This window comes from Streptacidiphilus anmyonensis, assembly GCF_000787855.1.
In the GTDB taxonomy this organism is placed as follows: Bacteria; Actinomycetota; Actinomycetes; order Streptomycetales; family Streptomycetaceae; genus Streptacidiphilus; species Streptacidiphilus anmyonensis.
Window position 1 is genome coordinate 93355 of the sequence record NZ_BBPQ01000016.1, and the last position, 11556, is coordinate 104910.

General features: G+C 73.1%; 10 protein-coding genes. 3 read left to right on the plus strand and 7 right to left on the minus strand.

The features are described from left to right. Nucleotides 1-3: 3 nt before the first annotated feature. Nucleotides 4-489, minus strand: coding sequence for a DUF948 domain-containing protein (locus TR50_RS17360; RefSeq protein WP_042421770.1), 486 nt, complete (start codon nt 487-489; stop codon nt 4-6). A gap of 261 nt (nt 490-750) precedes the next feature. Here TR50_RS17360 and TR50_RS17365 point away from each other — a divergent pair, with 261 nt between their 5' ends. Further along, nucleotides 751-2916: an ATP-binding protein gene (locus TR50_RS17365; RefSeq protein WP_052441056.1), complete on the plus strand. Its 2166-nt coding sequence runs from the start codon at nt 751-753 to the stop codon at nt 2914-2916. On the opposite strand, the gene rpsD is transcribed toward TR50_RS17365, so the two are convergent. Beyond that, entirely contained in the window at nt 2904-3518 is a 615-nt protein-coding gene (gene rpsD, locus TR50_RS17370; RefSeq protein WP_042421774.1) for a 30S ribosomal protein S4, read from the minus strand. The two genes, TR50_RS17365 and rpsD, sit on opposite strands and share 13 nt — an antisense overlap. A gap of 400 nt (nt 3519-3918) precedes the next feature. Between rpsD and TR50_RS17375 the strand changes: the two genes are divergently transcribed. After that, a complete protein-coding gene (locus TR50_RS17375) occupies nt 3919-5373 on the plus strand; it encodes an amidase (protein ID WP_042421776.1) in 1455 nt (484 codons plus the stop codon). Here TR50_RS17375 and TR50_RS17380 read toward each other — a convergent pair. From TR50_RS17380 to TR50_RS17400, 5 genes are all read right to left on the minus strand, one after another. Further along, the gene (locus TR50_RS17380) at nt 5338-6723 is read right to left on the minus strand and encodes a replication-associated recombination protein A (RefSeq protein WP_042421778.1); all 1386 of its coding nucleotides are present in this window, start codon (nt 6721-6723) and stop codon (nt 5338-5340) included. The two genes, TR50_RS17375 and TR50_RS17380, sit on opposite strands and share 36 nt — an antisense overlap. A gap of 43 nt (nt 6724-6766) precedes the next feature. Then, on the minus strand, nt 6767-7156 hold the full coding sequence (locus TR50_RS17385) for a type II toxin-antitoxin system death-on-curing family toxin (RefSeq protein ID WP_236654456.1): 390 nt from the start codon (nt 7154-7156) through the stop codon (nt 6767-6769). Then, the gene (locus TR50_RS17390) at nt 7153-7584 is read right to left on the minus strand and encodes a hypothetical protein (RefSeq protein WP_042421780.1); all 432 of its coding nucleotides are present in this window, start codon (nt 7582-7584) and stop codon (nt 7153-7155) included. Before TR50_RS17390 ends, TR50_RS17385 begins: the two co-directional genes overlap by 4 nt. A 124-nt stretch (nt 7585-7708) precedes the next feature. Beyond that, the gene (locus TR50_RS17395) at nt 7709-8398 is read right to left on the minus strand and encodes a response regulator (RefSeq protein WP_042421781.1); all 690 of its coding nucleotides are present in this window, start codon (nt 8396-8398) and stop codon (nt 7709-7711) included. After that, on the minus strand, nt 8395-10059 hold the full coding sequence (locus TR50_RS17400) for an ATP-binding protein (RefSeq protein ID WP_042421783.1): 1665 nt from the start codon (nt 10057-10059) through the stop codon (nt 8395-8397). The genes TR50_RS17395 and TR50_RS17400 overlap by 4 nt, the downstream gene beginning before the upstream one ends. 161 nt (nt 10060-10220) lie before the next feature. Between TR50_RS17400 and TR50_RS17405 the strand changes: the two genes are divergently transcribed. Further along, nucleotides 10221-11555 (plus strand): cation:dicarboxylate symporter family transporter, encoded by a 1335-nt coding sequence (locus tag TR50_RS17405; protein ID WP_042421785.1) that lies wholly within the window; start codon nt 10221-10223, stop codon nt 11553-11555. Nucleotide 11556: the final 1 nt, after the last annotated feature.

Genomic DNA, 11556 nt, shown 5'->3' on the forward strand with positions numbered 1-11556 from the left:
GGCTCAGCCCCTCCTTCCGAGGCCCACCAGGCGCAGCAGGCCGTTGCGACGCACCGTCGCCCGCTGCACCTCGGCCTTCACCATCCGCTCGATGATCTCCCGCTCCGACTGGTGCGGGACGTACTTCTCGGGATGCCCGGCCGCGCGCTGCTTGGCCACCGCGCTGCGCACGCCGTAGCTGAACGCGGACAGCTTGACCAGGGGCCCGCCGAGGGTCGCGGCCATCGTGGAGGAGAGCGCCTGCGCGTTCGCGGCCGCGTCCTGCACGTCCGCGGTGATCGCGTCGACGCGCACGAGCTGGTCGTTGGCGGCGCGCAGCGTCTCCGCGGCCTCGTCGAGCAGCGGGAGGGCCTGCTCGGTCACCGTCTCGACCAGCGCGGTCGCCGCCCGCAGGGCCCGCGCGAGGCGCACCAGCACCACGGCCAGGAGAGTGACCAGCACCGCCCAGAACACGGCGATGACGAGGCTCGCAACCTCTCCACCCGACACCTTGGCGCTCCCTCGCAGCAAAAGCTGGTCTATCTGCGAAACCCTATCGCGCCAGGAGGAGTAATCCCGACCTGACGACCGGCACGCCGACCTGGGGATCAGGCGGCCCGCGCGTCCGTACCACCGAACCCGCGGTCGCGCCCGGGGAACGGCGGTTCCCGCCGCCCCGCGCGCCCGCGCGACGTAACCTACCGCGCAGTCAGCTCGTTGGGCCGTCCAGGGGAGCGTTCACCTCCGACGTTCCCCTCCGAAGGGGGTCCAGTGCCAGGCATCGGGAATCTGCCCGCCGAGCTGACCGGCTTCGTGGGTCGCCGTGTCGAGCTGGCGATAGCGCAACGGATGCTGCGCCGCGTCCGGCTGGTGACGGTGGTGGGCCCCGGCGGCGTCGGCAAGAGTCGGCTCGCCCTGCGCGCCGCGGCGGCGGCCGTGCCGGACTTCGCCGACGGCGCGTGGCTGGTCCCCTGCGCGGAGCTCACCGACCCGGCGCTGCTGGGCCACGCGATCGCCGAGGCGCTGCGGCTCACCGACGGCACCGCGCGCCCGGCGCGCGAGGTGCTGCGGGACTTCCTCGCGCCACGCCGCCTGCTGCTCGTGCTGGACGGCTGCGAACACCTCGTCGAGGAGGCCGCGCCGCTGGTCGCGGCGCTGCTCGCGGCCGCGCCGGGGCTGAGGGTGCTGGCCAGCAGCCGCGAGCCGCTGCGCGTCGAGGGCGAGCAGCAGCTTCCGCTCCCGCCGCTGCCCACCGAGGGACCGGACGCCGACGCCGTCACCCTGTTCGCCCAGCGGGCGGCGGCCGTGCTCCCCGGCTTCTCCGTCACGGCGCGCAACGCCGCGCAGGTCACCGCGCTCTGCCGCCGCCTCGACGGGATCCCGCTGGCGATCGAACTGGCGGCGGGACGGCTGCCGGTGCTGTCCGTGCAGCAGATCACCGAGCGCCTCGACGACCGCTTCGCGGTGCTCACCGGCGGCGCGCGCGGCGCGCTCCCCCGCCACCAGACGCTGCGCACCGCGATCGGCTGGAGCCACGAGCTGTGCTCGGCGCAGGAGCGCCTGCTCTGGGCGCGGCTCTCGGTCTTCGTCGGCTGCTTCGACCTGGAGGCCGCGCAGTACGTCTGCGCCGGCGAGGGCGTCACCGCCGACGACGTGCTGGAGGGGCTCGGCGCGCTGGTCGCCAAGTCCGTGGTGCTGCGCCAGCCGGGGCTCGCCGACGGCCAGGCGCGCTACCGCCTGCTCGACACGCTGCGCGAGTACGGCGCCGGTTGGCTGCGCGCCTGCGGCGCGGAGAACCTGCTGCGCCGACGCCACCGCGACTGGTACCTGGGCCTGGCCACCTGGGGGGAAGTCGAGTGGTTCAGCCCGCGTCAGCTGGAGACCTCGGCCCGGACCCAGGCCGCGCACAGCAACCTGCGCGCCGCGCTCGAGTACTGCCTCACCGACCCGGGCGAGGAGCAGCTGGCGCTCTTCCTGGCGGGCACCCTGTGGTACTTCTGGGTCGGCTGCGGCCACCTCGGCGAGGGCCGGGTCTGGCTGGACCGGGCGCTGGAGCTCGCCCCTGAGCCGACGGAGGCGCGGGCCAAGGCCCTGTGGGTCACCGGCTACCTGTCGATCCTCCAGGGCGACCGCCTGCACGCGCTGCGGCTGCTGGAGGAGTGCCGCCGCCAGGCCCTCGACACGGGCGACGACCGGGCGCTCGCCTACGCCGTGCACCGGCAGGGCTGCGCCGCGCTGATCGCCGACGACCTCGACCGCGCGGCGGCGCTGTTCGACGAGGCCCTGTGGCACTACGACCAGCTGGGCGAGCTGAACAGCAACGTGCTGATGGCGATGTTCGAGCTGGGCCTCGCGCACACCTTCCGCGGCGACGCGGCCACCGGCGCGGCCTGGATCGGCAAGGTGCTCGTCGAGTGCGAGCGGTTCGGCGAGCGCTGGGCCTACGCCTACGGGCTGTTCGCGTCCGGCTACGCGGCCTGGGCCGTCGGCGACCTCGTGCAGGCCCGCGTCCGGGCCCGCGAGTGCGTCCGGCTCAACCACGCCTTCCGCGACCTGGTCGGCCTGGTCCTCGGCGTGGAGCTGCTGGCCCTGCTCGCCACCGAGCCGGAGGGGAACGGCGCGCCCGGGGACCTGCGGGAGGCGGCGACGCTCCAGGGAGCGGCGCACACCCTGTGGCGCTCGGTGGGCGAGCCGTTGTTCGGCTCGGACAACTTCAACGCCGCCCACGAGGCGTGCGCGCGGCGGGTCCGCGCGGGCCTGCCGGAGGCGGAGGCCGCCGAGGCGTTCCGCCGGGGCACCACGCTGGACCTGGACGAGCTCGTCGTCCGCGCCCTCGCCGGGCCGCGGACCGGCACGCCCCCCGGAGAAGCACAGCGCCCCCACGGCCGAAAGGCCGTGGGGGCGCTGCGGGAACCGCTCGCGGGTCAGCGCGAGTAGTACTCGACGACGAGCTGCTCGTCGCAGAGGACCGGGACCTCACGCCGCTGGGGCAGGCGGTCCAGGCGGAAGGCCAGGGCCTTCAGGTTGACCTCGAGGTACTTCGGGGTCTGACCCTCACCCGCGTTGCCACCCTCACGGGCGACGACGAACGGGGTCTTCTCCTTGGAACGGTCGCGGACGGTCACCACGTAGCCCGGCTTGAGCTGGAACGACGGACGGTTGACCTTCTGGCCGTTGACCTCGATGTGGCCGTGGACGACCATCTGACGGGCCTGGTAGATGGTGCGGGCGATGCCCGAACGCAGGACCAGGGCGTCGAGACGGGTCTCCAGCAGGGCGACGAGCGCCTCACCGGTCTTGCCCTCGACCTTGCGGGCCTTGTCGAAGGCGCGCGAGAGCTGGGTCTCGGACAGGTCGTACTGGGCGCGCAGACGCTGCTTCTCGACCAGACGGACCTTGTAGTCCGAGTTCTGCTTGCGGCCACGGCCGTGCTGCCCCGGCGGGTACGGGCGGGCCTCGAAGTACTTGACGGACTTCGGGGTCAGCGGAATGCCCAGCGCACGGGCAATCTTGACCTTGGGGCGCTTCTGGTTCGCCATGAACCATTACCTCTTTCGGTTGTCTACTGGCTCACCGCTGTTGAAGGAGGTCGCCTCTCGCGGTCCGGGAAACCGTTCCGCCATGTAGGCGGGCCGGCAGCCGCTCCCGGGACCGGGCACAACGTGCTGCACGCGAGTGGCCCACCGACCCGAGGGGTGGTGGGCTGCACGCGACACCCAATGGGTGCGCAACGCTCCTGCCGTCCGCGGTTGCCCACGGGCGGCCTGTATGACGCCCCGCCGGTGATGTCGCATCTGACGATGCGCACACGGGACGTCTCGCTCGGGAAAGTCTACGGGATCCGCGAAGGCCCGACCGACACCCGCCCTCCCTCCAGCGGGTCACTCCCATTGTCAACGCTATTGACATCGTCGTTGGCGCACGGCGAAGGTGTCCGCCATGGACGTAACAGAACTCGCCTACCTCCCCGCGACCGACGCCCTGCGCGCCTTCCGCGCCCGGCGGCTCTCGCCGGTCGAGCTGATGGAAGCCGTGATCGCGCGCGCCGAACGCACCGAGCCCGACGTCAACTGCCTCAGCGAGCGGCTCTTCGAGGAGGGCCTCGCCGCCGCGCGGGACGCGGAGCAGCGGTACCTCGGCCACGGTCCCGCGCCGCGCCCGCTGGAGGGGCTTCCCGTCGCGGCGAAGGACGAGCACCCCATCGCGGGGCGCATCTGCAGCGAGGGCTCGCTCCTGCTCGCGGACGAGGTCGCGACGGAGACGCACCCGGTGATCCAGCGGGTCCAGGGCGCCGGCGGCATCATCCACGCCCGCACCACCACCCCCGAGTTCTGCTGCGCCGCCTTCACGCAGTCCAAGCTGTGGGGCGTCACCCGCAACCCGTGGTCGCGTCAGCACTCGTGCGGCGGGTCCTCCGGCGGCTCGGGGGCCGCCCTCGCGGCCGGGAACGCACCGCTGGCCACGGGCTCGGACATCGGCGGGTCGATCCGGATCCCGGCCTCGTTCAACGGCGTCGTAGGTTTCAAGCCGCCCTACGGCCGCGTCCCGGCGATGCCGCCGTTCAACCTGGACACCTACTGCCACGACGGCCCGATGGCCCGGACCGTCGCCGACACCGCGCTGCTGCAGAACACCATCGCCGGGCCCTGGGCCGGCGACGTCGTCTCGCTGCGCCCCAAGGTCGAGGTGCCCTGGGAGTACCAGGGCGCGGCCGGGGTCGCCGGGATGCGCATCGCGCTGTGCCTGACGCTCGGCGACTACGTGCTCGACCCGGACGTCGAGGCGAACACCCGCGCCGTCGCCGAGGCGCTGCGCGCCGCGGGGGCGGTGGTCGAGGAGGTCTCCCTCGGCTGGACCCGCGAACTGCTCGACCGGGCCGCGTGGGCGCACTTCGGCGCGATCTTCGGTCCGTCCATCGGCGAGGCCGCCGCCGAGGCGCCGGACCTGCTCAACGGCTACACCCGCGCCTTCGCGGAGCGGGCGGCGCGCGCCGCGACGGAGACCGGCTTCCTGGAGGGGCTGGAGCTGGAGGGCCGCCTCTACGCCGAGCTCGGCGCGGTGCTGGAGCGCTACGACGCGCTGCTCTGCCCCACCACGGCGGTCCCCGCGCTGGCGGCGGACGAGGAGTACACCGAGACGCGGCTGTCCATCGCCGGCGTCGAGCAGGAGCACTACATGGCGATGGCGATGACCATCGGGTTCAACATCTGCTCCCGCTGCCCGGTCCTCTCCGTCCCTTCCGGCTTCGCGGCGAACGGCGTGCCGACGGGCGTGCAGATCGTCGGGCGCACCTACGACGACGCGACGGTGTTCCGCGTCGGCGCGGCGGTCGAGGAGGTGCGGCCGTGGGCCTACGTCTCAGGACGTCGACCGCTCGTCGGACCGTTCGTCTGAGCCGCTCTCCCCGCGCAGCCGGGCGCGGGTCCAGGTGACCGCGTCCGCGTAGCGGGCCTCGGCGCCGTGACGGGTCGGGCGGTAATACTGCTTGCCGTGCACGGCGTCGGGGGCGTACTGCTGGGCGGCGATCCCCTCGGGCAGGTCGTGCGGGTAGACGTAGCCCTGCGCGTGGCCGAGCTTCTTCGCCCCGGCGTAGTGCCCGTCCCGCAGGTGCGCGGGCACCGCGCCGGCCAGCCCGGCGCGGACGTCGGCGAGCGCCTCGCCGATCGCGATCGTCGCGGCGTTGGACTTCGGCGCGAGGGCGAGCGCGATCACCGCGTGCGACAGCGTCAGCGCCGCCTCCGGGAAGCCGATCATCGCCACGGCCTGCGCGGCGGCGACGGCCGTGGGCAGGGCGGTGGGGTCGGCGACGCCGATGTCCTCGCTGGCGGAGATCATCAACCGCCGGGCGATGAAGCGAGGGTCCTCGCCGGCCTCGATCATCCGGGCGAGGTAGTGCAGGGCCGCGTCGACGTCGCTGCCCCGGATGGACTTGATGAGCGCGCTGGCGACGTCGTAGTGCTGGTCGCCGTCCTTGTCGTAGTGGACGGCGGCGCGGTTGACGGCGGTCTCGGTCAGTTCGAGCGTGACCGTCTCCCGCCGCTCCTCGATGGCCGCCCCGGCGGCGGCCTCCAGCGAGGTCAGCGCCTTGCGGGCGTCGCCGCCCGCGATCCGCACGAGGTGCTCCCGGGCGTCCTCGGCGAGCTCGACCGTGCCGTTCAACCCGCGCTCGTCCGCGACCGCGCGGCCCAGCAGCTCACGGATGTCGTCGTCGGTCAGCGACTCCAGCGTCAGCAGCAGCGAGCGGGAGAGCAGCGGCGAGATGACCGAGAAGTACGGGTTCTCGGTGGTCGCGGCGATCAGCGTCACCCAGCGGTTCTCGACGGCCGGCAGCAGGCTGTCCTGCTGCGCCTTGGAGAAGCGGTGGATCTCGTCGAGGAAGAGGACCGTCTCCTTGCCGCTCGTCCCGACGGCCCGGCGCGCTCCGTCGATGACCGCGCGGACCTCCTTGACCCCGGCGGTGATCGCGGAGAGCTCGACGAAGCGGCGGTCGGTGGCCTGACTGATCACGTACGCGAGGGTGGTCTTCCCCGTCCCGGGCGGGCCCCAGAGGATCACCGACGACGTGGCCGCCGGCCCGTTCGTCGCCGCGACGAGCCGCCGCAACGGCGACCCGGGCTTCAGCAGGTGCTGCTGCCCCGCGACCTCGTCCAACGTACGCGGCCGCATCCGCACCGCGAGCGGCGCCCGCCCCGGCTCCCTGGCCTGGATCTCCTCGGCGGCGGCGGTGAACAGGTCTGGTTCCACTTACCCGACCCTACCGTTGCGCACCGACATGCCGGACCGCCGCTCACCGGCCGAGCATGTGGCGCAGATCCTTGGCCGCAGAGTCGATGTCGTCCGCGTAGCCACCCTGCGCGAGCCGCAACATGTACGCCACGGCATCGTCCGGGTGCGGCGCGACGTACGCCACCTCGTTGAGCTCCAGGAACAGGAGCATCGCCTCGAAGGCGGTCCGCTTGTTCCGGTCGATGAGGGCGTGGTTCCGAGCGATCGACTCTCCGAGCGCGGCGGCCTTGGTCCACAGGTCCGGGTAGGCGTCCACCCCGAACGTCGTGTACCTGGGGCGGCCGAGCGCGGACTGGAGGAGCCCGGGATCCCTGATCATGGACGAGCCGCCGAGAAGCTCCTTGATGTCGTCCAGCTCGATGTACTCGACCTCGTCCCCCGGTTCGGTCACAGCTCGGCCAGCCTCTCGAGCGTCTCCGCGTTCTCCTCACGGATCCGCTGGATCGCCCTGGCTCGACGCTCGGCGCGTCCCGAGCGGTCCTCCGAGGCCGGTTCGGCCGGCGCGGCGACAGGTTCGTCGAGCACGGGCCGAAGGATCTCGGACTCCCACCATGTCTTCGGCCGAGGGGCGACGACTGGCTCCAGTATGGGCCGGACAGCCAGCAGCCAGGTTCGGAGATCCGGGGCTGCCAGGGCTACGAGCTTCAGAGCCGGTTCGAGGCCCCGGACGCGAAGCCGGTCCTCCTGGGACAGGTGACGGAGCAGCCGGGAGACCACGGCATCCGCTTGTTCGCCGGCCCCTTCGGTCGCGACAACCCGCAGTTCCTCCGTCGGCTCTCCCTCATGGGGCAGTACGAGCCACTGCGTCTCGGTCGACATGGGTGCCTCCTCTCACGATCCACGCTATCCGCGTCAACGGCCCTCCCACCAGAAATGTGCCCCGGTCGGGGCGCAGAGGGCCACAGGCTGGGTGCTCAGACGCCGTGCCGAACCCCGAGCCGGATCAGGCTCGCCAGCGGTAGGCGAGTTCCGGGCGGCCCACCTGGCCGTACTGGGGTTCGCGGCGGGCGCGGCCGGTTTCGACCAGGTGTTCCAGGTAGCGGCGGGCGGTGATGCGGGAGACGCCCGCGGCCGTGCCCACCGCCGCCGCCGAGAGGCCGGTGTCGGCTTCGCGCAGCACCGCGGCCACCGCGTCGAGCGTGGGCGTGGTGAGGCCCTTGGGCAGCGTGGTCCCGCGCGGGGAGCGGAGCTCGGCGAAGGCCTGGTCGACCTCGTCCTGGCCGAGGGCCTCGCCCTCGCGGTCGAGGCTGGCGCGGTAGCGCGCGTAGCGGGCCAGGCGGTCCTGGAGGGTCGCCGCGGCGAAGGGCTTGAGGACGTACTGCACCACGCCGATGGAGACCGCGCGTCGCACGGTCGCCAGGTCCCGGGCTGAGGTGACGGCGACGGCGTCCGCTCCGTGCCCGGCCGCGCGGATCGCGCGGAGGAGGTCCAGGCCGTGGCCGTCCGGGAGGTAGAGGTCGAGGAGGAGCAGCGCGACCGGCGCGCCCTCGCGGCGCGCGCGGTCGAGGAAGCGCAGCGCCTCCGCCGCGCTGTGCGCGACGCCCGCGCAGCGGAAGCCGGGGGCGCGTTCGACGTAGCTGCCGTGGGCCTCGGCGGCGACCGGGTCGTCCTCGACCACCAGCACGTCGATCACCGGGCGCCCACCGCGTCGCGCGCCAGCGGGCTGCGCTGGAAGGGGATGTGCACGGTCAGCACCGCGCCGGGGGCACGGCCGACCTCCACGCGGCCGCCGTTGCGACGTGCGGCCTGGGCGACGAGCGCGAGGCCGACGCCGCGTGCGCCCGCCGGGCCGGGCTGCTTCGTGGACCAGCCGCGCTCGAAGATGCGCTCGACCGCGTCGGGCTCGATGCCGCGTCCTGTGTCGGCGACGCGCAGCAGCAGCTCCCGCGCGTCGGTGCGCGCCGTGACGGTGACCGTCGGCGGGCCGTCGTGCTCGCCCGCGCCCTCGATCGCGGCGTCGAGGGCGTTGTCGATCAGGTTGCCCAGCAGCGTCACCAGATCCCGGGCGCTCAGCTGCTCGGGCAGGGCGTCGTCGATCCGGCTCTCCTGCGTCAGCACCAGGTCCACGCCGCGCTCGGCGGCCTGCGCGGCCTTGCCGAGCAGCAGCGCGGCCAGGACCGGCTCGTTGACGGCGCCGACGACACGGTCGGTCAGCTGCTGGGCCAACTCCAGCTCCGCGGTGGCGAAGTCGACCGCCTGCCGGTGCCGTCCGGTCTCGATCAGCGACACGACGGCGTGCAGGCGGTTGGCCGCCTCGTGCGCCTGCGCGCCCAGCGCCTCGGCGAAGCCGCGGACCGAGTCCAACTCGCCGCTCAGGGCCTGGAGTTCGGTGTGGTCGCGAAGGGTGACCACGGTGCCGAGGTCGGGACCGTCGCCGATGGGCGAGGTGTTGACCACGACGACACGCTCGGCGGTCAGGTGCAGCTGGTCGCGGACGGGTTCAGGGCCGGCGACGGCGGCGCGCAGCGGCTCGGGCAGGTCCAGGTCCGCGAACGGCCGCCCCTCGGCCGGGTCGTCGTCCAGAGCCAGCAGGTCGCGCGCGGCGTCATTGCACAGCACGACGGTCCCGGCGCGGTCGAGCAGCACCAGGCCCTCGCGCACGGAGTGCAGCGTCGCCTGGTGGTACTCGTACAGGTGGCTGAGCTCGGCCGCGCCCATCCCGTGGGTGTGCCGCCGCAGGCGGCGGTTGGCCAGCCAGGTGCCGAGGCCGCCGAGCGCCAGGGCCGCGACGGCGACCGCGACGAGCGCGGTGATCGCCCCGCGCAGCTGTCCGCTCAACTGCCGCACGGTGATCCCGACGCTGACGAGTGCGACGACCTCGCCCCGCGCGTCCCGCACGGGCGTGACCGCGCGCACCGAGGGGCCGAGCGTGCCGGTGTAGGTCTCGGTGAAGGTCCGCCCGGCGAGGGCGGGGCCGATGTGGCCGAGGAAGTGCCTGCCGATCTCCGCCCGGTCGGGGTGCGTCCAGCGCAGGCCGTGGGTGTCCATGATCGTGACGAAGTCGACGTCCGCGTCGCGGGTGACCCGCAGCGCGTACGGCTGGAGCACGGCGGTCGGGTCCGGCTCCCCCACGGCCTGCACGACCGTCGGCGCGTCCGCGACCGTCGTGGCCGTCGCCACCACCTGACGCTCCGCCGCCTGCTCGGCACGGTCGCTGGTCAGCACGTACGCGAGCACCGCGCAACCGGCCACCACCAGCGTCACGATCAGCACCTGCACCGCGAAAAGCTGCCCGGCCAGGCTCCGCGCGACACGGTGGCGTCGGCGCGGACGTGGGGCGGTACGTGCGGGCATGCCGGCCAGTCTGCCCGGTCGTCCGAGGAGATGAGTAGGCCGCGGGCCGTGAACGATATGAACGCAAACGTGACGCCCGCCACGCCCGCCCGGATATTCGTCGGAACCGGCCCGCCACCTCGGTCCGGTGGGAACGACACTCCGGCAAGGGAGCCGCAGCCATGAGAGCCGCACGGGAACGCACGCAGTATCTGTACCTGGCCGTGATCGCCGCCGTCGTACTGGGCATCGTCGTCGGCCTGGCGGCGCCGCACTTCGCCGTGGACCTGAAGCCGGTCGGCAGCGGCTTCGTGAACCTGATCAAGATGATGATCAGCCCCGTCATCTTCACCACGATCGTGCTGGGCATCGGCTCGGTCACCAGGGCCGCGAAGGTCGGCAAGGTCGGCGGCCTCGCACTCGGCTACTTCCTGGTGATGTCGACGGTCGCGCTGGCCATCGGCCTGGTGGTGGGCAATCTCGTCAACCCCGGCCACGGCCTGCACCTCACCGCAGAGCTGGCCAAGGCGGGCCACGCCCAGGCCGCGACCGGCGGCGCGGAGGGCACCTCCGACTTCCTCCTCGGGATGATCCCGACCACCCTGGTCTCCGCCCTCACCGGCGGCCAGGTGCTCCAGACGCTGCTGGTCGCACTGCTGGTCGGCTTCGCCCTGCAGTCGCTGGGCGCGTCGGGCGCGCCGGTCCTCCGGGGCGTCGAGCACCTGCAGAAGCTGGTCTTCCGGGTGCTTTCGATGATCATGTGGGTGGCCCCGGTCGGCGCGTTCGGCGCGATCGCCGCCGTGGTCGGGGCGTCCGGATGGGCGGCGCTCCGGTCACTGGCGATGATCATGCTGGGCTTCTACGCGAGCTGCGTGATCTTCGTGGTGCTGGTGCTGGGGCTGATGCTGCGTCTGTTCGCGGGCGTCAACGTGTTCGCACTGCTGCGGTACCTCGGCCGCGAGTTCCTGCTGATCCTCTCCACCTCGTCCAGCGAGAGCGCGCTGCCGCGCCTGATCGCGAAGATGGAGCACCTGGGCGTCAGCCGCCCGGTCGCGGGCATCACCGTCCCGGCGGGCTACAGCTTCAACCTGGACGGCACCGCCATCTACCTGACGATGTCCTCGCTGTTCATCGCCCAGGCGATGGACCGGCCGATGTCGATCGGCCAGCAGGTCTCGCTGCTGCTGTTCATGGTGATCGCCAGCAAGGGCGCGGCGGGCGTGACGGGCGCGGGCCTCGCCACCCTCGCGGGCGGCCTCCAGTCCCACCAGCCGGCCCTGGTCGACGGCGTCGGCCTCATCGTCGGCATCGACCGCTTCATGAGCGAGGCCCGCGCCCTGACCAACTTCGCGGGGAACGCCGTCGCCACGGTCCTCATCGGCCACTGGACCGGCGAACTCGACCACGACCGCCTGCGCCTCGTCCTCGGCGGACGCCTCCCGTTCGACGAGTCGGCGGCGGAAGCGGCGACGGAGGCTCCGTCGCCCGTTCCGGCTCAGACCCCCGCCACGGCGTGAC